The 24,171-nt window shown below is 43.7% G+C and carries 21 protein-coding genes; 10 read left to right on the top strand and 11 right to left on the bottom strand.

Annotation, left to right across the window (positions count from 1 at the left end; genetic code table 11):
• Positions 1-34 precede the first annotated feature (34 nt).
• The 4 genes from DW182_RS17790 to gpmA all read left to right on the top strand — a co-directional run bounded on the left by DW182_RS17790 (position 35) and on the right by gpmA (position 6,019).
• Positions 35-499: a V-type ATP synthase subunit K gene (locus tag DW182_RS17790; RefSeq protein ID WP_007662239.1), complete on the top strand. Its 465-nt coding sequence runs from the start codon at positions 35-37 to the stop codon at positions 497-499.
• 338 nt (positions 500-837) lie between these two features.
• Positions 838-2,499 carry a glycogen/starch synthase gene (locus tag DW182_RS17785; RefSeq protein WP_118296377.1) on the top strand — a complete coding sequence of 554 codons (1,662 nt, stop codon included), beginning with the start codon at positions 838-840 and terminating at the stop codon, positions 2,497-2,499.
• Positions 2,500-2,536: 37 nt separating this feature from the next.
• A complete protein-coding gene (locus DW182_RS17780) occupies positions 2,537-5,101 on the top strand; it encodes a glycosyltransferase family 1 protein (protein WP_118216872.1) in 2,565 nt (854 codons plus the stop codon).
• 174 nt (positions 5,102-5,275) lie between these two features.
• Positions 5,276-6,019 carry a 2,3-diphosphoglycerate-dependent phosphoglycerate mutase gene (gene gpmA / locus DW182_RS17775; protein ID WP_118296376.1) on the top strand — a complete coding sequence of 248 codons (744 nt, stop codon included), beginning with the start codon at positions 5,276-5,278 and terminating at the stop codon, positions 6,017-6,019.
• Positions 6,020-6,072: 53 nt separating this feature from the next.
• Here the strand turns inward: gpmA and DW182_RS17770 are convergent, their stop codons facing one another.
• The 7 genes from DW182_RS17770 to DW182_RS17740 form a co-directional block, all read right to left on the bottom strand.
• Positions 6,073-6,795 carry a DUF6064 family protein gene (locus tag DW182_RS17770; protein ID WP_007662247.1) on the bottom strand — a complete coding sequence of 241 codons (723 nt, stop codon included), beginning with the start codon at positions 6,793-6,795 and terminating at the stop codon, positions 6,073-6,075.
• A gap of 31 nt (positions 6,796-6,826) precedes the next feature.
• Positions 6,827-7,321, bottom strand: coding sequence for a threonine/serine exporter family protein (locus DW182_RS17765; RefSeq protein ID WP_007662250.1), 495 nt, complete (start codon positions 7,319-7,321; stop codon positions 6,827-6,829).
• Positions 7,318-8,085 carry a threonine/serine exporter ThrE family protein gene (locus DW182_RS17760; RefSeq protein WP_007662252.1) on the bottom strand — a complete coding sequence of 256 codons (768 nt, stop codon included), beginning with the start codon at positions 8,083-8,085 and terminating at the stop codon, positions 7,318-7,320. Before DW182_RS17760 ends, DW182_RS17765 begins: the two co-directional genes overlap by 4 nt.
• 166 nt (positions 8,086-8,251) lie before the next feature.
• Positions 8,252-8,761, bottom strand: coding sequence for an anaerobic ribonucleoside-triphosphate reductase activating protein (nrdG, locus tag DW182_RS17755; protein ID WP_118296375.1), 510 nt, complete (start codon positions 8,759-8,761; stop codon positions 8,252-8,254).
• A gap of 18 nt (positions 8,762-8,779) precedes the next feature.
• Complete coding sequence (locus DW182_RS17750) at positions 8,780-10,987, bottom strand: anaerobic ribonucleoside triphosphate reductase (protein ID WP_118296374.1); 2,208 nt, start codon at positions 10,985-10,987, stop codon at positions 8,780-8,782.
• Between the two features lie 306 nt (positions 10,988-11,293).
• Entirely contained in the window at positions 11,294-12,388 is a 1,095-nt protein-coding gene (locus tag DW182_RS17745; protein WP_007662263.1) for a TlpA disulfide reductase family protein, read from the bottom strand.
• 123 nt (positions 12,389-12,511) lie between these two features.
• On the bottom strand, positions 12,512-13,066 hold the full coding sequence (locus DW182_RS17740) for a 30S ribosomal protein S16 (protein WP_118296373.1): 555 nt from the start codon (positions 13,064-13,066) through the stop codon (positions 12,512-12,514).
• 173 nt (positions 13,067-13,239) lie between these two features.
• Between DW182_RS17740 and DW182_RS22575 the strand changes: the two genes are divergently transcribed.
• The 4 genes from DW182_RS22575 to DW182_RS17725 all read left to right on the top strand — a co-directional run bounded on the left by DW182_RS22575 (position 13,240) and on the right by DW182_RS17725 (position 17,104).
• Positions 13,240-14,010 (top strand): hypothetical protein, encoded by a 771-nt coding sequence (locus DW182_RS22575; RefSeq protein ID WP_233564181.1) that lies wholly within the window; start codon positions 13,240-13,242, stop codon positions 14,008-14,010.
• Positions 13,968-14,912, top strand: a complete 945-nt coding sequence (locus DW182_RS22570; protein WP_233564180.1) for a hypothetical protein — start codon at positions 13,968-13,970, stop codon at positions 14,910-14,912. The genes DW182_RS22575 and DW182_RS22570 overlap by 43 nt, the downstream gene beginning before the upstream one ends.
• 169 nt (positions 14,913-15,081) lie before the next feature.
• Positions 15,082-16,185 (top strand): toxin-antitoxin system YwqK family antitoxin, encoded by a 1,104-nt coding sequence (locus DW182_RS17730; RefSeq protein WP_233564179.1) that lies wholly within the window; start codon positions 15,082-15,084, stop codon positions 16,183-16,185.
• Positions 16,186-16,222: 37 nt separating this feature from the next.
• Positions 16,223-17,104, top strand: coding sequence for a DUF3829 domain-containing protein (locus DW182_RS17725; protein ID WP_118296382.1), 882 nt, complete (start codon positions 16,223-16,225; stop codon positions 17,102-17,104).
• Positions 17,105-17,181: 77 nt separating this feature from the next.
• Here the strand turns inward: DW182_RS17725 and DW182_RS17720 are convergent, their stop codons facing one another.
• From DW182_RS17720 to DW182_RS17705, 4 genes are all read right to left on the bottom strand, one after another.
• Entirely contained in the window at positions 17,182-17,427 is a 246-nt protein-coding gene (locus DW182_RS17720; protein ID WP_007662267.1) for an RNA-binding protein, read from the bottom strand.
• A 229-nt stretch (positions 17,428-17,656) separates the two neighbouring features.
• A complete protein-coding gene (locus DW182_RS17715) occupies positions 17,657-18,964 on the bottom strand; it encodes a Na+/H+ antiporter NhaC family protein (RefSeq protein WP_118296371.1) in 1,308 nt (435 codons plus the stop codon).
• Between the two features lie 301 nt (positions 18,965-19,265).
• Positions 19,266-20,756, bottom strand: coding sequence for a UxaA family hydrolase (locus DW182_RS17710; RefSeq protein WP_117706223.1), 1,491 nt, complete (start codon positions 20,754-20,756; stop codon positions 19,266-19,268).
• Positions 20,757-20,767: 11 nt separating this feature from the next.
• Complete coding sequence (locus DW182_RS17705) at positions 20,768-21,823, bottom strand: LacI family DNA-binding transcriptional regulator (protein WP_199678615.1); 1,056 nt, start codon at positions 21,821-21,823, stop codon at positions 20,768-20,770.
• A 406-nt stretch (positions 21,824-22,229) separates the two neighbouring features.
• Here DW182_RS17705 and DW182_RS17700 point away from each other — a divergent pair, with 406 nt between their 5' ends.
• Positions 22,230-23,255 (top strand): sugar kinase, encoded by a 1,026-nt coding sequence (locus DW182_RS17700; protein ID WP_025834291.1) that lies wholly within the window; start codon positions 22,230-22,232, stop codon positions 23,253-23,255.
• A 28-nt stretch (positions 23,256-23,283) separates the two neighbouring features.
• Complete coding sequence (locus tag DW182_RS17695) at positions 23,284-23,952, top strand: bifunctional 4-hydroxy-2-oxoglutarate aldolase/2-dehydro-3-deoxy-phosphogluconate aldolase (protein ID WP_007662277.1); 669 nt, start codon at positions 23,284-23,286, stop codon at positions 23,950-23,952.
• Positions 23,953-24,171: the final 219 nt, after the last annotated feature.

Genomic DNA, 24,171 nt, shown 5'->3' with positions numbered 1-24,171 from the left:
GAATTAAAAATTAAAACAATAAAAACGTAAGATTATGGAAATGAATTTATTGATTGCCTACATCGGCATCGCAGTAATGATTGGTTTGTCTGGCATCGGTAGTGCCTATGGAGTGACGATTGCCGGTAACGCAGCTATCGGCGCTTTAAAGAAGAACGACGGTGCATTCGGTAACTTCCTCGTATTGACCGCCCTTCCCGGTACACAGGGTTTGTATGGTTTTGCCGGTTACTTTATGTTCCAGACTATTTTCGGTATCCTCACTCCTGAAATGACAGGTATCCAGGCTGCCGCTATCCTTGGTGCAGGTATCGCGTTGGGATTGGTTGCTTTATTCTCAGCCATCCGCCAGGGACAGGTTTGTGCGAATGGTATTGCAGCTATCGGACAAGGTCACGATGTATTCAGCAACACGCTGATCCTCGCTGTATTCCCGGAACTTTACGCTATTGTTGCTCTGGCTGCAACATTCTTGATCGGTAGCGCATTGGTTGCATAAGAATCTATTTCTGAATAATTTGCTGACCCGGGGTTGCCTTTTTGATGTCAACTCCGGGTTAATTGTTTCCGGATGCCACACTTGAATAAGGTAAATGCCACACTTCAGCAAGTGAAATGCCACACTTCGGCAAATGAAATGCCACACTTTGTATGTCGCGAAGTGTGGCATTTACCTTATTCAAGTGTGGCATTTGAAACGATAGTCAGTCCATCTAACTATTTTTCGCAAACGATTGTTTATGCATATTTCATTAGTTTTTTCGATTAATAGGCTATTTTTCAAAGAATAATGTGTAATTTTGCAGCCGGTATTAAGTAATAGAGATTAAAAGTAATATGACTAAAGAGCTGTTAACCCCCGACTACATCTTCGAGTCAAGCTGGGAAGTATGTAACAAGGTTGGAGGTATCTATACGGTTTTGTCCACGCGAGCAAATACCTTGCAGGCAAGATTTCATGATAGATTGTTTTTCATAGGACCTGATTTTTGGCAGGGGAAAGAGAACCCTTTGTTTATCGAGTCCGATAACCTTTGTGCAGCATGGAAAAAGCATGCATTTACAGAAGATAACCTTTCCGTCCGCATAGGGCGCTGGAACATTCCGGGCAATCCGATCGTTATATTGGTTGATTTCCAACCGTTTTTCGCGCAGAAGAATGAAATTTATACAGAAATGTGGAACCACTATCAGGTGGATTCGCTGCATGCATACGGTGATTATGATGAAGCATCTATGTTTTCGTATGCTGCCGGCAAGGTGGTAGAGAGTTTCTATCGCTATAACCTGACAGAAACGGATAAGGTGGTTTATCAGGCTCATGAGTGGATGACCGGTATGGGTGCCCTCTACCTGCAGATTGCTGTTCCTGAAATCGCAACGATCTTTACCACACATGCCACGTCTATCGGACGCTCCATTGCGGGAAACAATAAACCTCTGTATGACTATCTCTTTGCCTATAATGGCGATCAGATGGCGGGAGAGCTTAATATGCAGTCCAAACATTCCATTGAAAAACAAACCGCGCATTATGTAGACTGTTTTACGACTGTGAGCGAAATCACGAATAATGAATGCAGGGAATTGCTCGATAAGCCTGCCGATGTAGTGCTTATGAACGGTTTCGAGGATGATTTTGTGCCGAAAGGTGCTACATTTACTGGAAAGCGCAAACGTGCCAGGGCTACCATGCTACGCGTTGCCAATTGTTTGATGGGCACGGACTTGGGAGATGATACGTTGATTATCGGTACCAGCGGTCGATATGAATTTAAGAATAAGGGTATCGATGTCTTTCTGGAATCTCTGAATCGCCTGAACCGTGACAAGAACTTAAAGAAAAATGTACTGGCTTTCGTTAATGTACCCGGATGGGTAGGGGATGCTCGTGAGGATCTGCAAGAGCGCCTTAAGAGTAAAGAGAAATTCACTACTCCATTGGAAGTTCCTTTGATTACCCATTGGCTACATAACATGACGCACGATCAGGTGCTGGATATGTTGAAGTACATGGAGATGCACAATCATCCTGAAGATAAGGTCAAGGTCATTTTCGTTCCCTGCTATCTGGATGGAAAGGATGGCATTATGAACAAACAATATTACGATTTGATATTGGGAGAAGACCTCAGCGTCTATCCTTCCTATTATGAACCTTGGGGATATACCCCGTTGGAAAGTGTTGCTTTCCACGTTCCGACCATCACGACCGACCTGGCTGGATTCGGACTTTGGGTAAACAGCCTGAAGAATCAGCATGGCATCGATGATGGAGTAGAGGTACTTCACCGTTCGGATTATAACTATTCCGAAGTGGCTGATGGCATCAAGGACACCATTTCCGCATTCTCAGGAAAGACGGATGCAGAAGTGAAAAACATTCGCAAGCGTGCTGCCCAAGTGGCTGAGCAGGCTCTGTGGAAGCATTTTATCGAATATTATTATGAGGCCTACGATTTCGCCCTTCGCCATGCGATGGGGCGTCAGCTGGGTTAAATAGAAATAGAATATTAATCAATCAAGTTATCATACAATGAAGATTAAAGTTAGTAATGTAAACACTCCGAACTGGAAAGATGTGAATGTGAAATCTCACATTCCTGCTGAGTTGGAGAAATTGTCTGAACTGGCACACAACATTTGGTGGTCTTGGAACTACGAAGCTACTGAACTGTTTAGAGATCTTGACCCCGCTCTGTGGAAAGAAGTTGGTCATAACCCTGTACTCTTATTAGAAAGAATGAGTTATGCTAAGCTCGAAGCACTCGCAAACGACAAAGTAATTCTGAAAAGAATGAATGATGTGTATTCTAAGTTTAGAGCATATATGGATGTGAAACCTGATAAAAAACGTCCTTCCATTGCTTATTTCAGCATGGAGTACGGTTTGAACCAGGTACTTAAGATATATTCAGGTGGTTTGGGCGTTCTTGCCGGCGACTACCTGAAAGAGGCTTCTGACAGCAATGTAGACCTTTGCGCAGTCGGTTTCCTGTATCGTTACGGTTACTTTACACAGACTCTCTCTATGGATGGTCAGCAGATAGCCAACTACGAAGCTCAGAACTTCGGTCAGTTGCCTATCGAGCGCGTGATGGATGAGAATGGTAATCAGGTGATTGTGGATGTTCCTTATCTGGATTATTTCGTTCATGCTTTTGTATGGCGTGTGAATGTAGGACGTATCTCTCTCTATCTGCTGGATACGGACAATGAAATGAACAGTGAATTTGACCGTCCTATCACTCACCAGCTTTACGGTGGTGATTGGGAAAACCGTCTGAAACAAGAAATTCTGCTCGGTATCGGTGGTATCTTGACACTGAAGAAGCTGGGTATTAAGAAAGATGTTTATCACTGTAACGAAGGACATGCAGCATTGATCAATGTTCAGCGTATCTGTGACTATGTAGCCGAAGGTTTGTCTTACGATCAAGCTATCGAACTGGTGCGTGCATCTTCTCTGTATACTGTACATACTCCGGTTCCTGCCGGTCACGACTACTTTGACGAAGGTCTCTTCGGCAAATATATGGGCGGTTATCCTGCCAAGATGGGTATCAGTTGGGATGACCTGATGGATCTCGGCCGTAATAATCCGGGTGATAAAGGCGAGCGTTTCTGTATGTCAGTTTTCGCTTGCAACACTTCACAGGAAGTGAACGGCGTAAGCTGGTTGCACGGAAAAGTTTCTCAGGAGATGTTCTCTTCTATCTGGAAGGGTTATTTTCCCGAAGAAATGCATGTGGGTTATGTTACCAACGGTGTACACTTCCCGACATGGAGCGCTACTGAATGGAAGCATCTCTATGCTGCTAATTTTGACGAGAACTTCTTGAATGATCAGTCTAACCCGAAAATTTGGGAAGCTATCTACAATGTGCCCGATGAAAAAATCTGGGAAACACGTATGGCTTTGAAGAACAAGTTGATCGACTATGTTCGTAAGCAATACCGTGAAACCTGGTTGAAGAATCAGGGTGATCCTTCACGTATCGTTTCGTTGATGGATAAGATCAACCCGAATGCATTGCTGATCGGTTTCGGTCGCCGTTTTGCTACTTACAAACGTGCTCACTTGCTGTTCACTGACCTTGACCGTCTGGCTAAGATTGTGAACAACCCTGACTATCCGGTACAGTTCCTGTTCACCGGTAAGGCTCACCCGCATGACGGAGCCGGTCAAGGTCTGATCAAGAGAATTATCGAAATCTCCCGTCGTCCGGAATTCCTGGGTAAGATTATTTTCCTGGAAAACTATGATATGCAGCTGGCTCGCCGTCTAGTATCCGGTGTGGATATCTGGTTGAATACTCCGACTCGTCCGCTCGAAGCATCCGGAACTTCCGGTGAGAAAGCGTTGATGAACGGTGTTGTAAACTTCTCAGTACTCGACGGTTGGTGGTTGGAAGGCTATCGCGAAGGTGCAGGTTGGGCGCTGACAGAAAAGCGTACATACCAGAACCAGGATCATCAGGATCAGCTCGATGCAGCTACTATCTACAGCATCCTTGAAACTGAGATCCTGCCGTTGTACTATGCACGCAACAAGAAAGGATACTCTGAAGGTTGGGTGAAGACTATCAAGAATTCTATTGCACAGATTGCACCTCACTATACAATGAAGCGTCAGTTGGACGACTATTATAGCAAGTTCTACAATAAGTTGGCTAAACGTTTCAGCGCACTGTCTGCTAATGACAATGCCAAAGCTAAGGAAATTGCTGCTTGGAAAGAAGAAGTGGTTTCTAAGTGGGACAGCATTGAGGTCGTATCTTATGACAAGTGTGAAGAATTGCTGCAGGCTACCATCGAAAGCGGTAAGGAATATACCATTACTTATGTTATTGATGAGAAGGGCTTGAACGATGCAATCGGTCTGGAACTGGTAACTACTTACACTGCCGGTGACGGTAAACAACACGTTTACTCTGTTGAGCCGTTCAGCGTAGTGAAGAAAGAGGGTAACCTTTATACCTTCCAGGTGAAACATAAATTAGAGAATGCAGGTAGCTTCAAGGTATCCTACCGCATGTTCCCGAAAAACTCTGACCTGCCTCACCGTCAGGATTTCTGTTACGTTCGCTGGTTCGTGTAAGAGTTTAATATACCAACATAGTGAAGCTGCTTGCGGGAGGTTGTCAAACTCTTGCAAGCAGCTTTTGTTTTGTGTAGTCTCTGAAGGATATGCACAGAGCGGGGAAATTCTCCTGTTGAACAAGTTCCGATAGATACGTGTTTTACTTATACGACTAATAAAATAGAAATTCGTATGAAGAAAATTGTATTGCTCCGCCACGGTGAGAGCGCATGGAATAAAGAGAATCGTTTCACTGGTTGGACCGATGTGGATTTAACAGAGAAAGGTATTGCCGAAGCTAAGAAGGCAGGAGGGTTATTGGTAGATAATGACTTCCTGTTTGATAAGGCCTATACTTCCTACTTGAAACGTGCAGTAAAGACGTTGGATGTGGTGCTGGACCGTATGGATCAGGACTGGATACCGGTAGAAAAATCTTGGCGTCTGAACGAGAAGCACTACGGGCAGCTCCAGGGGTTGAATAAGGCGGAGACTGCTGAAAAATATGGTGAAGAACAGGTGTTAGTCTGGCGTCGCAGCTACGATGTAGCTCCACATGCATTGGCTGAAGATGATCCCCGTAACCCGCGTTTTGAGGTTCGATACAATGAAGTGCCTGATGCCGAATTGCCTCGTACAGAGTCGCTGAAAGATACAATAGAACGCATTATGCCTTATTGGAAATGTGTGATTTTCCCGAATCTGAAGACTGCAGATGAGTTACTCGTAGTAGCGCACGGCAACAGTTTGCGAGGAATTATCAAACACCTGAAAGGTATCTCCGATGAAGATATTGTAAAACTGAATCTACCGACTGCTGTGCCTTATGTATTCGAATTCGATGATGATCTGAATTTGATGAAGGATTATTTTCTGGGAGATCCGGAGGAGATAAAGAAGTTGATGGAAGCGGTGGCGAACCAAGGAAAGAAATGATTAAAGATTAAAAAGAGGAATGATGAAGGGAGCGTTCATCATTCCTCTTTTTATTATCCTGCCAGTTCGTGAAATATCGTAATGCTCAGAAATATTCCGATTGCTAGGCAGAGTGCTATTAATATCCAGTTGGTATATTTGGCACTTGGTTTTGTTTCCTTATGCAGATTCTGGTCGAAGTAGTTCTTGAAGAAGAGATAGATGGCAGGTACGGTTGCACTGGCCAACAATAAATCTTCCGGAATTTTGTAGACGTAAACTTTGGAGAAAGCTATGAGTGCCCAGTGACAAAGGAAAAGGATCACCAATAGATTGACCTTACGGGAAAACGCCAACAACAATCCGATAGTGAATACGGCTACGGAACAAGGCATCACACAGGTAGTCATCATCGGGAATTCCATGCCCCGTGCCCATGAGAGGAGAGGGTAAAGGAACGGCATGGCATACAATATGTAAGTCAGCTTGTCATATTTATGGTAACGTTCAAACGGAGTATAGTTCGTAATGAGGTCCCATAGCCAGATAAGTGCGATTATGCCCCAAAATATGGCAAGTATATAATTGTAATTCCGGTCACCACAATAAATCATGTAGTAGACGATAGAAATCCAGCTATTTAAAAACACCATATATCCCTTCATCAGCCGCTTGACTAGTAGTGTCGGTTTCTGATAGAGAAGTATGGTCAGCAAGATGCCTACAACGGTTATAACGATCTGGGCTATCCAGGTTCCTTCATTATATTGTGCGATTGTTTTCCAAAAAACTTCCATACGCAATCTTTAAATTTTTAATTTTCAACTTTTATTTTTTCTCGTGTCTTGTCATGGAGAAGGCCCGTTTGATGAACAGGAACAACGGTATAGTAGCGCCCACTGCCAACATGAAGATAACACTACAGGTAATGATTGAATTCGTAAATAAGTCAATCAGATATTTTTCCTGTAATTCGGGCACTTTCAGGTTCTGCATGAACATGATGAGCGAGAATACTATTTTGTAGGCATACATACCCGGAATCATTGGTAGCAGTGCAGGGATATATAGCACAGTCATAGGGCAATAGATGCGTTTTCCCAGAACCAAACTTCCCATACCGATACTGAAAGAAGCACATAGGGACGCAGTAGCAATATCCACTCCCAGATACGTCATCAGGCAGAAGCGCAGGGCATGACCGATGGCGGCAAGCAAAGCAATGGAAGGGAAAGCACGCAAAGGAGGATCTGAAATCGCTCCGAAACCGATAGCGGCGACAGCGGCGAATATGCCGTCTGTAAGTATATCGACAAGCATCATAATAAACTATTTCTAATTAACATAAGAGTACAGGAAAGTCCTACAGAAATACATAGTACCAGCAATAAAGCCTGAATAAGGCGGGTGCATCCGGTGAGTACGTGCCCTTCTACAATGTCGATAACACCATTCAGCAGAGGTACTCCGGGTACCAGGTAAAGAACGCTTGTAGCGATGGCAATTTCGGCGGTGGTTTCCAGTGTCAAAGCTGAAGAAGCAACCATGGAAGCGATGAATGCAGAGACTATGAAAACAAGGTAATGGTTGATTTTCTTTTTCTGCATAATTTGTTTGACGTAGAAACCTATGAGAGTGGCAGAGAATACAATGAGACGTGCAGTCCAGTCGCCACCGAACAAGGCGCAGAATGATGCATTGGCAAATCCCACTAGGAACAGTGTGCAAAGTGGGTCCATTTTGGGGCGTGCAATGATTTTCTCGTATTTTTCCCACAGGGTGTCGAGAGGCAGATGATTGTCATAAGCTTCCCAGCTAAGCGCGCTCAGTTCGGCATTCAGTTCAAAGCTGATGGGAAAAGCGGGGATGATGGCTACTTCATTATAGACTTCAGTGCTGTCAATGTCGCATACGCTTACTACCATGGTCTTTTGAAAAAGGCTCATTTTCACGTCTACATCCAGTGACTTTCCGATGCGGCGAGTGTTTCGTATCACGCGAGAGGTGTGTACACCGGAACCCATAAGACGATTGGCATACTCCAGTAAAAACCGGGTAATTTCTTTTAATTCGTTTGGCGAATTCATATTATAAAAATGTTATCCTACTATTATACCTATTCTTGAAAAGCGCCGCAAAGGTACGGCTTTTTGAGAAAACAAAAAAGTGATGCAAGGTATAATTACAGGAATTTTTGAGAAGGTGGGCAGGGAAGGAGATGCATCAGAAGCATCTCCTTATGTTTGCTGATTATTAAGCGATACGAGGTACAGGGTTATAGTTGTAGGCCACTACCTCTTCTGTCTGCAATGAAGCCTGTACATCGATCAGACGCTGGTTTTTACTTCCGCGGAAGCACAGGCTTTCATCCCGCAGTTCTTGTTTGAATTTTCCATCCACCAGTACATCTATGTATTGCAATAGTTTGGTCTGTAGAGGGTTACGCAGCAGAGTTTCAAATGTATATCCAGTATAGCACCAGATATTTTTACCGCTTTTTTCCTTAATGGCGCATGCCAGTTCTGCAAATCCTTCCGGCTGGTACATCGGGTCTCCGCCACTGAATGTTACGTCTGCAAAGTCGTCGGCAAGTACTTTTTCCAATATTTCGTCTGTTGACATCCAATGCCCCCGGTCGATATCCCAGGATTCAGGATTGTGACAGCCCGGGCATCTGTTCGGACATCCGGCAGCATAAATGGAGGTCCGGAAGCCCGGACCGTCCACTGTGGTATCTTCTATAATATCAAGAATGGAAAGCATGATTCAATTAAAAATTACTTAGTTATGAATGACACGGTCGTTCAGTTCCGCCAATTTAGCGTTGTTCCAGCGGTCGGTAGTACCCACCAGATAACCGGTGATACGCTGTAATTTATCGATGTGGGTGCTTCCGCATTTAGGGCAAGCTTCCAGATTCGGAGTTGAATTTTCGTAGCCGCATTCCAGGCAACGGTTACGGTTATGGTTTACTGAACCGTATCCGATGTTATACTGATCCATCATATCCACTACACGCATGATAACTTCGGGGTTATGTGTTGCATCACCGTCTATTTCTACATAGAAGATGTGTCCGCCACGTGTCAGATCGTGATACGGAGCTTCCACTTCAGCTTTATGACGGGCACTGCACTTATAATATACGGGTACATGATTGGAGTTCGTATAATAATCCCGGTCTGTAATGCCTGGCAATACCCCGAATTTCTTACGGTCGGTACCTGTGAACTTACCTGATAAGCCTTCGGCAGGCGTGGCCAGCACACTGTAGTTATGGTGATACTGTTCGGAGAACTGGTTGGCACGATCGCGCATATAGGTTACTATCTTCACTCCCAGTTTTTGTGATTCTTCCGATTCTCCATGATGTTTTCCTGTAAGGGCTACCAGGCATTCTGCCAGACCGATGAAACCGATACCCAGTGTTCCCTGATTGATGACAGAAGCAATCGTATCGTTAGGTTTCAGCTTTTCGCTACCCACCCATAAAGCAGACATTAACAGCGGAAATTGCTTGGCAAATGCTGTTTTTTGGAATTCCATGCGTTCGTGGAGTTGGCGGGCTGTAACTTCAAGCATTGCATCCAGTTTGGCGAAGAATTTGGCTATACGCAATTCTTCGTCTTCTATCTTCATGCATTCGATGCCCAAGCGTACGATGTTGATGGTGGAGAAAGAAATATTTCCGCGTCCGATGGATGTTTTCGGTCCGAAACGGTTTTCGAATACACGTGTGCGGCATCCCATGGTTGCCACTTCGTGCTGATAACGCTGAGGATCGTCCGCTCTCCATTCTTCACTCTGGTTGAATGTAGCGTCCAGGTTCAGGAAGTTCGGGAAGAAACGGCGTGCGGTTACTTTGCAAGCAAGTTGGTAAAGATCATAGTTGCGGTCTTCCGGTAGATAACTTACGCCACGTTTCTTTTTCCATATCTGGATAGGGAAGATGGCAGTCTCGCCATTGCCTACGCCCTGATAGGTGCTTTTCAGTAACTCGCGGATGATGCAACGTCCCTCGGCTGATGTATCCGTGCCGTAGTTGATAGAGCTGAATACGACTTGATTGCCTCCGCGTGAGTGAATGGTATTCATATTATGGATGAATGCTTCCATGGACTGGTGTACACGTGCTACAGTTTTGTTGATGGCATGTTGTACAATGCGTTTTTCGTCGGACAAGCCATCCAACGGCTGTTGCAGGTAGTCTGTAAGTTCCTTCTGATAAAGATGTGAATAATCTTTTCCGTTCAGCTCTTCCAGATTCTTGATTTCTTCGATGTAGCTGTTGCGTACATAAGGTGCCAGATAAAAATCGAATGCAGGAATAGCCTGGCCACCATGCATTTCGTTCTGGGCAGTTTCCAGTGAGATACATCCCAGGATACTTGCTGTTTCGATGCGTTTGGCAGGACGTGATTCGCCATGTCCGGCAGAAAAGCCACAGGACAAAATGCGGTCCAGCGGGTGCTGAACGCATGTCAGACTTTTGGTAGGGTAGTAGTCCTTATCATGAATATGCAGATAATTGTTGTGTACAGCTTCCAGTACCTCGTCGCTCAACAAATAGTCGTCTACAAACGGTTTGGTGGTTTCACTGGCAAACTTCATCATCATGCCCGCCGGAGTATCGGCGTTCATATTGGCATTTTCCCGTGTCACATCGTTGGACTTGATCTCTATAATCTCCAGAAACATATCACGCGTCTTGGCTTTGCGGGCAATGCTACGCTGGTTGCGGTAAGCAATATACTTTTGTGCCACATCTTTCCGGCTACTTTTCATCAGCTCCATTTCTACTGCATCCTGAATGGCTTCCACCGTCATTTGTGCACTTCCTTTGAAAGATATATGATCTGTTATCTGGCGTATCAATTGTAGATCTTCACCTTTGTCCGTGTGTAACATTGCTTTACGGATCGCAGTTACTATTTTCTCTTCATTAAAGCCAACTATGCGTCCGTCTCTTTTGATTACAGTCTGTATCATGGTCTCATTCTTATTAATTTAGTTATCCATTTAAATTGGGAATACAAAGGTATAAACTTATCTGTGAGTTTTTGTTTTTGGAAAACTTTTGTGTGTATAAAATATGTTAATCAATTGGTAATCAGTGGTTTTTTTGAAAGAAATGGAAACTTTTTGTTTTATGCGTCTTTTGAAAGTTGTTCAAAATGGAAAATCCTATGTAGTAGATAGATACAAAAAACCTCCCCTGCTACATGTGTATGTAACAGGGGAGGTTATACTATAAAAATAATTTCTGAATAGAGAATATTCTTTCCCGTACGAAAATTATTTCAAAACTTCTGCCAATTTTGTTTGCAACTCTTCACCGTGCAGTCCGCGTGCGATGATAGTTCCTTCACCGTCGATCAATACAGTGTGAGGAATGCTGCTTACTGCATACAACTGAGCGCCTTCGCAATTCCAGTATTTCAGGTCAGACATTTGCGGCCAAGTGATGTTCAGTTTCTCGATAGCATCTTTCCATGCTTCGCCACTTTGATCCAAAGATACACCTACGATTTCGAAACCTTTGTTCTTGTATTGAGCATAAGCTTCTACCAGGTTCGGCATTTCGCGACGGCAAGGACCACACCAGCTTGCCCAGAAGTCGATGAGTACCACTTTGCCTTTACCTACATAGTCAGACAGTTTCACCGGTTTTCCATCAGGAGTTGCCATTTCGAAATCTGTGAACTTCTGGCCTACAGCAGTAGCTTTCATCTTTTCTACGTTTCCTTTGATCTTGATGATTACTTCATCGTTAGCAAATTCAGCGGGAATTTGCGGCATCAACGGATCCAGTTCGTCTACTTCAAGGTAGTAGTAGTTATTCTTCAGCAAATGAACGCCCACCAGGTTAGTGATATTCTTAGCAATACCTGCCTTAGTGATTTCCATTGACTTTTCTTGCAGATCGTTCATTTCCTTCATTTTGGCTTCACGCTGCTCGTCAGTCAGTGTAGTATCTGACATGGATTCATATATAGTCATCATTTGCTTGTTCAGATCATTCAGTTGAGCTCTGATTTCCTGATAAGCATCGTTGCTCGGCGTACCGGTAGCAGAGTCATTATCGCGGGTCAAATTGATCTTGATATTACCGTTTTCAAGGAAGAAGTCCATCAGGATACCTTCTTTTCCTGCCGGTCTGTAGGTTACGTAACGGTTTGCAGCAGTATCTTGTACGCCTTTAAAGGTGAATGTACCTTTGGTGATTACTGCGGAGTCTACTTTTACAAGATTTCTTCCGTCTACTTTTTGCAAAAATACAGTGTCGCCGTCAGCTCCACCCTCTACGGTTCCGGTTACCACGTAACCTTTGTTTCCGCTACAGGCAGCAACGATGGCAGCCACAGCGAGCAGATAGATAAATTTTTTCATTGCTTTTATTATTAAGTAAAAATATATGGCTACAAAGATAGTCAATAAAAAATCCCCTCCGGCATAACCGGAGAGGATTTTATAGTTTTAATCCCATTTTTTGTAATCGTACTGTGCTTACTATTATTCAGCAGCAGCTTCAGCAGCGGGAGCCTCTTCAGCAGGAGTCTCTGTTGCCTCTTCAGCAGGAGCTTCGGCAGCAGCTTTTTCTGCTTCTTCAGCAGCTTTCTTTTCAGCCAATGCTTTTGCTTTTTCAGCATTTACTTTCTTTTCAGCTTCCAGACGTGCTTTTGCTTCAGCTTTTTTAGCTTCTTCGTCTTTAGCTTTCAAAGCAGCCAGACCGCTTTGTTTGTTGTTCTTCCAAGCTTCGAATTTAGCTTCTGCTTCAGCTTCGCCAAATGCGCCCTTGGTAACACCACCCATGAGGTGCTTTTTCATGTAAACGCCTTCGCGTGACAAGATGTTACGAACAGTGTCAGTCGGTTGTGCACCTTTCATAACCCAGTCAAGTGCGCGGTCGAACTTCAAATCTACTGTGGCAGGATTGGTGTTCGGATTGTACGTACCAATCTTCTCAATAAATTTACCATCACGTGGTGCTCTTACATCTGCAATAACGATAGAGTAGAAAGCGTAGCTCTTACGTCCATGTCTTTGCAATCTGATTTTTGTTGCCATTTTAAATAATGTTTTAAATAAATGATTTGAATTATGCTACTATCTCGTAATAGCGGCTGCAAAGGTATGGTTTTTATTTTGATTGACAAAGAGTTCGCTCGTTTTTTCTATGAGGCCGTTGTATTTCGGGCAATTGTATTACCTTTGTCGCCACGAAAACGATAACTGCTATTATGAAGCAAAAACTACTACTTGGAACTATTATTGCGTTGTTATTTGGAGCTTGTGGCCGTACTGACGTTCGTTTGCACCGTGCGGATGAACTGGTAGAACAAAACCAGAAAGACAGTGCAAGCCTGATACTTGCCGGAATAAAGCACCCGGGATCTTTTTCTAAATCCGATCGCGCCCTTTATGCTTTGCTGGCTGCCGAAGTGGCCCGTAATGAGGAGCGTTTGGATGAAATCGACACTTTGCTTACTGTAGCTTTGGATTATTACCGTGCTTCTGTGGATAGTGTGCATCTAGTTCGTACCTTGTTTTGTGCGGGGCAGGTGGCACGTTCTTTTCAGCGCAATGAAGAGGCGATGAAATTTTTTCTGGAGGCTTTGCCCTATTCGGAGGGGCAACAAGTGGGTGATTACTGGCGGTATTTAGTAAATACCTGGGCGGGGATAGTGGCAGCAAAAGAACGTCTGTTTGAGGATAAAATACGATATTCGCAGAAAGCGCTGGAGATAGCCCGTCGCATGAAGAATGCTTCCTATGAATGTCTTTCACTGGGAGACATCGCTTACGGTCACCTCTTCTCCGGCCGGTATGACAGTGCCTTGCATTATACTGAAGTCATGCACGAAATTGTTCTTCGTGATTCTTTGACGAGCCAGTTACCTTATATATATATACGCGTTTTCAGGGAATTTATACTCAGAAAGGAGACTATGCCCTTGCTTTGCAATATGTGGATAAGGCTCTCCGGCATCGTGCACCCGCGGATTCTGTGAATATCACCGGCCATTATGCCGAAAAAGCCGCGATGTTCGGTAAACTGGGACAATATGATTCTGCCTACTATTACTTTCATAAATCCGAACCTTGTCCTGACCCTTTCACCCAGGAAGCCCGTTACTATAATATGGCAGATACTTACTATGCCATGAAGCGTTATAAAGATGCTTATGAATACCTTTTGCGATACACTCAGATAGATGACTCCATAAAAGCTGCCACCAAAAGTTCCGAATTGATAGCTTTGCAGAGTCTTTATCAGCATGAACGGCTTCGGGCGGATAATCTGCGTTGGCGTGCGCAGGTGGCCGAGCATAAACACCGGGTGTATTGGATTATAGCCGTATCCGTAACTCTTCTGTGGGTGGCGGGAGGTATTTATTTGATTTTTTACCGTCGTAATCGTCGCCGTCTGATTATCCAGCAGAAGCAGCTTATCGGTCAGCAGGAACAAATCATTGCCCAGCAAGAGGAACTGCGCCATCGCAGTGAAGAACATCTGGGGAATTTGCAAAAGATAAATGAGCTTCAGCAGAAAGAGGGAGAATTGAAATGCGCCTTTTTCCGGCAACTGAATTTTAGCATTTTGCAGCAAATTGGGGAGATCAGAAAGAACGGTAACATCATCTTTTCGGATAAGGACTGGGATGTGATAACTGAGAATGCCGATGCTATATTCAATAATTTCACTTTGCGTTTGCAGGACTCTTATCCCGAACTGAACAAAGAAGATTTGCGCTATTGCTGTATGGTGAAAATGCAATTATCACAGTCTGAAATGGCGCAGATCATGCACCTGGAAAAGGATTCCGTCAAGAAGCGCCTCAAACGTATTCGCGTTGATAAAATAGGCTCGGGGAGTGGCATGACTTTGGAAGAATTACTGCGGAATTTCTGATTTGTCCCCCTGGCTTTTAAAGAATAAATTCTACTTATTTAACTGAATGCCAGACTTGTAGTTGGTGCTTTTTATCCTCTTATTTGTCCCCCGGTTTTATTTTCCGGTTTCATTGTTACCCCTTAATTTTGCGGCATAAACAAAATTAAGAACACACATGAGTATGACAATGAAAAAAGTTTTAGCTATATGCCTATTACTGGTATGTACTTTTCCTCTATTAGCTCAGAAAATCTATCAGGTTAATGAGGTTTCCGAAATAAATCTGGGTGACGGACGCTTTCTCTACCGTGATGCCAAAAAGGAAAGACCTTTGAACGGTGAATTCCGTATAATCGATGGCTATCGTTCGCAATATGTGCAGGCGGAATTCAAGGAGGGTATGTTCGATGGAAAATATCAGGAATATTCCCGCAATGCACTTCGTCGGGAAGGTTCTTATAAGGAAGGGCGTAAAAACGGTTTATTCCGCGAATATGTGGGCGGGGCACTTACCCAGGAGTACACTTTCCGCAACGACACCCTTGATGGGGCGGTTATTTCTTATTTCCAAAATGGAAAAGTATCCCGTTCTGCATTCTTCAAAAACGGTAGGGAGCATGGCAATTTTAAAGAATATAACCATGAGACCGGTGAAGTGCGCTCGGACAATAACTATGAAGATGGTTTGGAGCATGGCCGGCAGTGGGCTTATCTGCAAGCCAGATACGACTATACCAGGACTTATACCTGTGAGCATGGCAAACGTATGGGAAAGTATGAGGAGCGCTTTGTTGATACAGACACTCCGAAGGTGCTGGGGCAATATGAGAATGGGATGAAGACCAGCTGCTGGTTGGAATTCAATGACCTGGGTGATACGCTTTCTGTTGAAAACTATGCAAACGACTTGCTGGATGGTGAAAAAGTAGTCTTTGCCGGTGGTGTACGCGAAGAAATACAGCATTACAAAGCCGGAAAGAAAGACGGACTTTTTGTTCTATTGGATTGTTCTACCGGTAAGCCAAAACGCGAAACGAATTATAAGAACGGACGGAAAAATGGTATGGAGCGTGTTTGGGTAACCAGTAACCGTAATGATTTCATTGAGACTTATACTTATGTCAACGACCGTAGGCATGGCCCATACGAAGCTGTTTATCAGGGAGACAAGCAGCAGAACATCAAAGCGGGTACTCTGAAAAGTAAAGGGCAGTACCGGAGTGACAGCCGCTCGGGACATTGGATCTCTTATGATACCACCGGAAAGATTGAGAAAGAATGGGATGAATAAAACACTTATTATAAACTATTTAAAAATTGAATGTAAAATGAAAATCTTAGTATCATTATCTGTTGCAGGTCTTTTGTTGCTTGCTTCGTGTGGCGGTAAAGGCAAGGATGCAGCCTCTATGAGTTATAGTCAGGAAGATGCGAATGAAGTTATCGCTTACTACAACATCACTGTCGATTTGATGAAAAAACTCGTAACGACGGATGACATTTCCAAAACGCTGGCGTACATGAAAAAAGACGGTAAAGGCTTTGTTATAGCTCCCATCGTCAATCGCTCTTATTTTCAGGCTAAAGATACGACGGCATTACTAAATCCGGGCAACTGCTTCCCGGATGCGGTACGTGATAGTTTGAAAATGCTTTGCCTGGCTTATATGGATGCGTCAAACAAAGTGTATGCTAATTATGAAGAGTATTGCCAATATATTAAGGCAGAAGACTATAAGGACGACAAGTATGCCAAGGGGCGTGAAATAGCTGCCGATCAGGAAGAACAGGGAAAGCGGATACAGGAACTTCGTACGCAGATTTATGCTTTGGTGACGCCTTATGCCGATAAGGCAGAAGAGGCGACTTTAAAGGATAATCCTCTGAAAGATCATATCATGGCTGGAAAAGCATTGATTTCTTCTTTGGAGGCAGTGCTTGAAGGTTATGATTCGGATGTTGCCAAAGAGCGAATGCAGTCTTTGTATAATGCTGTGAATACTCAGAAAGAGGCGGCTTCAAAGGTAGAGAAGTTGAAAGACTATTCCAGTGAAATGATGAGTTATGAAGACATGGTTAACGATACTGATAAGTTCCTGGGTGAGCTTCGCAAACTGTTGCGCAATGGGAAGTTTACCGAAAGCGGATATAAGGAATTGCTTTATAACTATAATCATGTAATCGACGATTACAATCGCTTCATAAATTGAGGGTTATAGCATTAAAAAAAGGATGGATTTCATCAAAAATCCATCCTTTTTTTAATAACGTATTATCGTGAGAATAATTAATTCTTCGGTAATGCTTCTTTAACTACCATCGGACGGCCTGCATATTCTGCACCGTTCAATGCATTGATAGCGTTAGATGCTTCTGAAGAATCCGGCATTTCGATGAATGCGAATCCTTTAGATCTTCTTGTTTCACGGTCAGTGATGATTCTTACTGAGTCTACTGTTCCGTACTCTTCCATAACTTCTCTTAAATCTGATTCTTTAACCCTGTAATTCAGGTTACCTACATACAAATTCATAAATCTAAATAAAATAATAAATTAATAATTCAATAAACAAAGTTTTTGGAAGTTGTTAGGTCAGAGATGGAAATACTCAATACAGAGGAAATACATACGTGAAATAATCAAATCAAATAAACTTCTTTATTGTTCGGGCACAAAGTAACGCATTCTATTTCAATAATGCATCATCTTTTACCATATTTTTTTGCGATAATTTCATTTTTTGCCGAATATGGGCGAATATTTACGAATATCGTTTCGGATATCTCACTAATATTGCCAATAATGCACAAATTCCCATTGTAAACGGATAGTACAAGCTGCCGATGATACTGATGGGAGAGATGCCTGCCAATCCGGCGGCAATGAGTAGTTGCGCACCGTAAGGAATGATGCCTTGTACCAGGCAGGAGAATGTGTCCAGGATGCTGGCCGTCTTCCGGCGATCCAGGTGGAAACGTTGGGCAATGTCTTTGGCTATCGGTCCGGTGGTAATAATGGCGATGGTGTTGTTTGCCGTACAGAGGTTGGCGATGCTGACAAGTGCGGCGATGCTCAGTTCCGCCCCTCGTTTGCCTTTTACATGGCGCGTCAGGCGGGAGATGATGAAGTCGATTCCACCATTGTAACGGATCGTTTCCAGCATACCACCGGCAAGCAGGGTGATGATAATCAGTTCACCCATTCCTGTGATGCCGGTTCCCATGGAGCCGAACCAGTCAAAGAAAGCTGAACTCAAGTCTGTTCCGCTTGTGAAGATACCGATGATACCTGTACTCAGGATACCTAAAAGCAGGACTAACATTACATTTACCCCTGCCACAGCTGTGCCCAGCACGATGAGGTAGGGGATAACCTTTATCCATTCTATCTCTTGTGTTTGTGCAGGAGCTGTGATGGACAATCCCTGGAATATATAAATGCAGAGCACAATCAGTGCTGCCGGAACCACAATCATGAAATTTACGCGAAATTTGTCCCGCATCACACAATCCTGTGTCTTGGTGGAAGCTATGGTGGTGTCCGAAATAAACGAAAGATTATCTCCGAAGAATGAACCGCCCACTACAATGGCAACCATATATGGCAGGTCGATTCCGGTCTTTTCCGCTAATCCGATGGCTACAGGGGTGAGGGCTACAATCGTTCCCACACTGGTGCCTATGGAAAGTGAGATGAAACATGCGGCTATAAAAATACCTGCCAGTAGCAGGTTATCCGGCAGAATACTCAATGTCAGATTTACTGTGGCATCGATTGCTCCCATTTGTTTGGCGCTTTGCGCAAAAGCTCCGGCAAGAATGAATATCCATATCATCAGTATGATATTCTTGTTGCTCGCCCCCACGGAGAATTGATACACCCGTTTTTCCAGGCTCAGTCCGCGCGTCAGTACAATGGCATAGCAAGATGACAGAAGAAATGCGACTGTAATGGGTACTTTATAGAAATCATTTACAATCAGTGACGTCACCAGGTAAAGGCATAAAAATACTGCCAGCGGGCTTAGTGCCCACCATCCACCCTTTCGTTTATTTGTTGTATCTGTCATCTTAATATATATTTATGAATAAAGTGTGATAAAGGAATAGGGTGATAAGGTGATAGAGTGATAAGGTTGTAATGTGATAGGGCGATAAAGTAGCTGCGCTATATATCACAGGGCATTACCCCGCTATCACCTTACCCCCCTATCACCCTACCACCTTATCACCTTACCACTCTCTTATTCCTTTATTAATTCGCTGCAAAATTATAAAAAAACAAAGAGCGGAGCAAAATAGTTTTTGCCCGCCCTCTATCTCTTAATAGTCAATTAGCTATCTTCTAATTGTCAATTGTCCATTGTCAATTTATAGCGTTACTCCCGTTTTGAAGATCGCAATTTCCTTGTAACCTTTCTTTTCGTTGTTTACGAATTCTCCGCTTGCTACTTGGATTATATAATCAATGAACCGTTCACAAGTCTTTTCCATCGGTTCATTTTCTACGATGACTCCTGCGTTGAAATCAATCCAGCCCGGTTTGTTTTTTGCCAGTGTGGAGTTCGTTGAAATCTTCATGGTCGGTACGTAGGTTCCGAACGGAGTTCCGCGTCCTGTGGTGAACAATACCATGTGGCAACCGCAGGAAGCCAGTGCTGTGGCAGCAACAAGATCATTTCCCGGTGCCGACAGTAGGTTCAGACCTTTCACTTTCAGACGTTCACCATACGGTAATACGCCTTCCACATAGCTCTTGCCACATTTCTGCGTACATCCCAGTGCCTTGTCTTCCAGGGTAGAGATACCACCCGCTTTGTTTCCCGGAGATGGGTTTTCGCCTACCGGTTCGCCATGTGAGAGGAAATATTCCTTGAAGTCATTAATCAGTTTCACTGTTTCTTTAAATAGTTCCTCGTTGCGGCAACGGTTCATTAATATGGTTTCCGCACCGAACATTTCCGGAACTTCCGTCAATACGCTTGTACCGCCTTGTGCCACCAGGAAGTCGGAGAACATTCCCAGTAACGGATTGGCTGTGATACCTGAGAAGCCGTCCGAACCACCACACTTCAAGCCCACGCGCAATTCACTCAGAGGAACATCCACGCGTTCGTCTTTGCTTGCTTTTTCGTATAACTCGCGCAGCAACTTCATACCTTCTTCGTACTCGTCGCCCACCTTTTGAGTAACCATGAATTTTACGCGATCTTCATCGTATTCTCCCAGGAATTCGCGGAATACATCCGGCTGATTGTTTTCACAACCCAAGCCCACTACCAGAACTGCACCGGCATTGGGATGCAATACCATGTCACGCAGAATCTTCTTTGTATTTTCATGGTCGTCACCCAACTGTGAGCAGCCATAATTATGCGGATAAGCCATGATTGCATCCACACCCTTGCCACCTGTTTCCCGGCGCAAACCTTCGGCCAGTTGGTTGATGATACCGTTCACGCAACCTACAGTCGGTATAATCCAAACTTCGTTACGAATACCGACGTCGCCATTTTTGCGGCGATACCCTTTGAATGTCAGATCTTTGTGCGGAATATCCAGCGTAACGCTTGTCGGATTGTAGGTATAGTCCAGCAATCCTGCCAGGTTCGTCTGAATATTATTTTCGTTCATCCAGTCCCCTTGTTTCTTTGCCATACGTGCATGGCCGATAGGGTACCCATATTTAATGACGTTTTCGCCCTCTGCAAAATCTTTTAATGCAAATTTGTGTCCGGCGGGTACTTCCTCGTTCAGAGTGATTTCCACTCCGTCCACAGTGAGTTTTTCTCCTGCTGGCAGCGTTACAATAGCTACGGCTACATTATCAGCAGGGTTGATTTTAAGGTACTTAGTTTCCATAATTACTCTTATTATTTATTATGATAAAATTCAATATTTTCCTTCGTCAACAAGTCAATCGGCATAAAGTTCTCTCTTGGAATTTCCTTTTTGAAAATCAGGTAATCACATAGCGCCTTGATTCCGTCGAATCCCTGTAACTCCGGCTGTTGGGCTATGAGGAAAGATACGCTGCCCTCCATCAGACATTTCACGTTACGTTCCAGCAAGTCATACCCCATCAGGTTAAAAGCTGTTTTTCCTTGTTTCAACAAGTACTCTCCAACGATGTACACTTTTGAATTGAAAGTGATACCATTCTTCACGTTCGGATGTTTTCTGAAAAAGTCGTCCAGCATCTGTGCATCATCACTGTCCCGCTTGGCATGTAAGTCCAGTTCCCAAATGCGGCAGTGGGGGTGATGCTTCAACATATACTCCCGGAAACCGATTTCGCGGCGTTCCTGCTGGTTAGATCCCACAATACCCTCGTTTATCTTGCGGAAGATTACTACTTCCTGCTCGTTTCCTGCAAGTAGCATCAGCATTTTGGCGGCGAAGTATCCGCTTTGGTGAGAATTCTGTCCAAAGAAGGAAAGGGCGGGTTGATCTTTCAGATTTGAGTCTATATATATATAAGGTGTAGAACGTCGGTTCAATTCCTCCGTGAAAGATTTCGTATGCTGCGGCACGGTGGGGGCAAACATGACGCCGTCCGGTTCCTGTTCCAAGATGCCTTGGGCAACATCTACGAATGAATGATAATCGAACGGATCGTAATAGGAAAGGTCTACGGAAATATTGAAATCCGAATACGCTATCAGTGCATCGTGAATGCCGGCTTCTACCGCAGTCCAGTATTCGCCTTCCTCATGTTGCGGCAGCAGGCAGGAGAATGCGTATTTCTTGTTGGATGCCAGTGCGCTGGCGTACATATTAGGCTGGTAGTCCAGTTGCTTCAGGATTTCTTCCACCCGTTTCCGGCTGGCTTCCGATACACCGCTACGGCCGTGTATCACACGATCTACTGTCCCCACTGATACATCCGCCATTTTGGCGATATCCTTGATTCTAATTCTTTCTGCCATCAGGTTATTTACAATTTACAATGTACAATTTACAATTCTGTGGTTTATCATTTACGCATTTCACAAGTTATCATTTACACATTTACCATTTATCATCTGCGCTTTTTACAAGTCACTGCCTGTCTCAGCTTTCATCTGCATAGCCAAATTGTACATTGTAAATGGTAAATTGTACTTCCTCTTGTGCTCGCACACAATAATAATCTTAATATTTTCAGCACAAATATATGACAATTTTTGTAATTACGAAAATTGTTGTATCTTTGTGCCCGCACACGAAGACTATGAAGAACGAACCGTATTTTAGTTTACTCTCCATAGTATCAAGTGATTAAGGCTATTTTTGGCTCTAAAATGATAATTTGAAAGTTCTAAATTAATCACATATTAAAAAATAAATAAGATTATGGGAAAGAAAGTCGTTACATTAGGCGAGATCATGTTGAGACTGTCCACTCCGGGAAACACTCGTTTTGTTCAGTCTGATTCATTTGACGTAGTATATGGTGGTGGTGAGGCAAACGTTGCTGTCAGCTGTGCCAACTACGGACATGATGCTTACTTTGTGACTAAATTGCCGAAACACGAAATCGGACAATCTGCTGTAAATGCATTGCGCAAATATGGTGTAAAAACAGATTTCATTGCCCGTGGCGGCGATCGCGTGGGTATCTACTATCTTGAAACAGGTGCTTCCATGCGTCCCAGCAAAGTAATCTACGACCGTGCACATTCTGCTATTGCTGAAGCTGATGCAGCTGATTTCGACTTCGATGCTATCATGGAAGGTGCCGATTGGTTCCACTGGTCAGGTATTACTCCTGCTATCTCCGATAAAGCTGCCGAACTTACCAAATTGGCTTGTGAAGCTGCAAAGCGTCACGGTGTTACGGTTTCTGTTGACCTTAACTTCCGTAAGAAACTCTGGACAAAAGAGAAAGCTCAGTCTATCATGAAGCCTTTGATGCAGTATGTAGATGTTTGTATTGGTAACGAAGAAGATGCAGAACTCTGCTTGGGCTTTAAACCCGATGCTGACGTAGAAGGTGGAAAGACGGATGCTGAAGGCTACAAGGGCATCTTCAAGGCAATGGCTAAAGAATTCGGCTTTAAATATGTAATCTCTACTTTGCGTGAATCATTCTCTGCAAGTCACAATGGCTGGAAGGCAATGATTTACAACGGTGAAGAATTCTATGAATCCAAGCGTTATGATATCAACCCGATTATCGACCGCGTAGGTGGTGGTGACTCTTTTTCTGGTGGTATCATCCACGGTTTGCTGACGAAACCTAATCAGGGTGCAGCTCTTGAATTTGCAGTAGCCGCTTCTGCTTTGAAGCATACTATCAATGGTGACTTTAACCTTGTATCAGCCGAAGAAGTGGAAGCATTGGCTGGTGGTGATGCAAGTGGACGCGTGCAACGCTAAAAAATAATCCTTAAAATTAAAAAGAAACATGGCTAAGTTTGATAAAATAGCAGTATTAAATAAGATAGGTTCTACCGGCATGGTTCCTGTATTTTACCATAAAGATGCAGAAGTTGCAAAAAAGGTAGTGAAAGCTTGTTACGAAGGTGGTGTTCGTGCATTCGAATTTACCAATCGTGGTGATTTTGCTCACGAAGTATTTGCAGAAGTTGTGAAGTTTGCGGCAAAAGAATGCCCGGAGATGGCAATGGGTGTAGGCTCTATTGTAGATCCTGCGACGGCTGCCCTTTATTTGCAATTGGGTGCTAACTTTGTTGTAGGTCCGTTGTTCAATCCTGAAATCGCTAAGATTTGCAACCGCCGCTTGGTGGCTTACACTCCGGGATGCGGAAGTGTGTCGGAAGTTGGCTTTGCACAAGAAGCAGGCTGCGATCTCTGCAAGATATTCCCGGGTGATGTTCTCGGTGCAAAACTTGTAAAAGGCTTGCTGGCTCCGATGCCTTGGTCTAAGTTGATGGTGACCGGTGGGGTAGAACCTACTCAGGAAAACTTGACTTCCTGGATTAAAGCAGGTGTATTCTGCGTAGGTATGGGTTCAAAACTCTTCCCTGGCGATAAAGTTGCTGCGGAAGATTGGGCTTATGTTACTGAAAAATGTAAAGAAGCGCTGGCTTATATTGCAGAAGCCAGAAAATAAGATATTTCATTTTGTTTAAAGGTGTTTAAAGGGGACAACCATTGGAGTTGGCAGATTGTTGCTACTCCAATGGTTTGTTTTTTTATAATATATATGTTTTTTTCGACAAGCTGTTTTTAGAATTTATCAGGTTTTATAGCCTCTATTCGGGAAGCTCTCATTAAATCACTCTTCTTACTGATAAACTTGTATATTTTATACTGCTTATCTTCTTATAAG

Source organism: Bacteroides sp. AM16-24, from assembly GCF_003471885.1.
Lineage (GTDB): Bacteria > Bacteroidota > Bacteroidia > Bacteroidales > Bacteroidaceae > Bacteroides.
Note: the sequence above shows the minus strand (reverse complement) of the source record. Positions and strands in the feature narration are given on the sequence as shown.

What these genes read in the sequence shown, in the direction of transcription:
- DW182_RS17790 (WP_007662239.1), top strand. Translation starts at nt 35, where the DNA reads ATGGAAATGAATTTATTGATTGCCTACATCGGCATCGCAGTAATGATT.
- DW182_RS17785 (WP_118296377.1), top strand. Translation starts at nt 838, where the DNA reads ATGACTAAAGAGCTGTTAACCCCCGACTACATCTTCGAGTCAAGCTGG.
- DW182_RS17780 (WP_118216872.1), top strand. Translation starts at nt 2,537, where the DNA reads ATGAAGATTAAAGTTAGTAATGTAAACACTCCGAACTGGAAAGATGTG.
- gpmA (WP_118296376.1), top strand. Translation starts at nt 5,276, where the DNA reads ATGAAGAAAATTGTATTGCTCCGCCACGGTGAGAGCGCATGGAATAAA.
- DW182_RS17770 (WP_007662247.1), bottom strand. Translation starts at nt 6,795, where the DNA reads ATGGAAGTTTTTTGGAAAACAATCGCACAATATAATGAAGGAACCTGG.
- DW182_RS17765 (WP_007662250.1), bottom strand. Translation starts at nt 7,321, where the DNA reads ATGATGCTTGTCGATATACTTACAGACGGCATATTCGCCGCTGTCGCC.
- DW182_RS17760 (WP_007662252.1), bottom strand. Translation starts at nt 8,085, where the DNA reads ATGAATTCGCCAAACGAATTAAAAGAAATTACCCGGTTTTTACTGGAG.
- nrdG (WP_118296375.1), bottom strand. Translation starts at nt 8,761, where the DNA reads ATGCTTTCCATTCTTGATATTATAGAAGATACCACAGTGGACGGTCCG.
- DW182_RS17750 (WP_118296374.1), bottom strand. Translation starts at nt 10,987, where the DNA reads ATGATACAGACTGTAATCAAAAGAGACGGACGCATAGTTGGCTTTAAT.
- DW182_RS17745 (WP_007662263.1), bottom strand. Translation starts at nt 12,388, where the DNA reads ATGAAAAAATTTATCTATCTGCTCGCTGTGGCTGCCATCGTTGCTGCC.
- DW182_RS17740 (WP_118296373.1), bottom strand. Translation starts at nt 13,066, where the DNA reads ATGGCAACAAAAATCAGATTGCAAAGACATGGACGTAAGAGCTACGCT.
- DW182_RS22575 (WP_233564181.1), top strand. Translation starts at nt 13,240, where the DNA reads ATGAAGCAAAAACTACTACTTGGAACTATTATTGCGTTGTTATTTGGA.
- DW182_RS17730 (WP_233564179.1), top strand. Translation starts at nt 15,082, where the DNA reads ATGAAAAAAGTTTTAGCTATATGCCTATTACTGGTATGTACTTTTCCT.
- DW182_RS17725 (WP_118296382.1), top strand. Translation starts at nt 16,223, where the DNA reads ATGAAAATCTTAGTATCATTATCTGTTGCAGGTCTTTTGTTGCTTGCT.
- DW182_RS17720 (WP_007662267.1), bottom strand. Translation starts at nt 17,427, where the DNA reads ATGAATTTGTATGTAGGTAACCTGAATTACAGGGTTAAAGAATCAGAT.
- DW182_RS17715 (WP_118296371.1), bottom strand. Translation starts at nt 18,964, where the DNA reads ATGACAGATACAACAAATAAACGAAAGGGTGGATGGTGGGCACTAAGC.
- DW182_RS17710 (WP_117706223.1), bottom strand. Translation starts at nt 20,756, where the DNA reads ATGGAAACTAAGTACCTTAAAATCAACCCTGCTGATAATGTAGCCGTA.
- DW182_RS17705 (WP_199678615.1), bottom strand. Translation starts at nt 21,823, where the DNA reads ATGGCAGAAAGAATTAGAATCAAGGATATCGCCAAAATGGCGGATGTA.
- DW182_RS17700 (WP_025834291.1), top strand. Translation starts at nt 22,230, where the DNA reads ATGGGAAAGAAAGTCGTTACATTAGGCGAGATCATGTTGAGACTGTCC.
- DW182_RS17695 (WP_007662277.1), top strand. Translation starts at nt 23,284, where the DNA reads ATGGCTAAGTTTGATAAAATAGCAGTATTAAATAAGATAGGTTCTACC.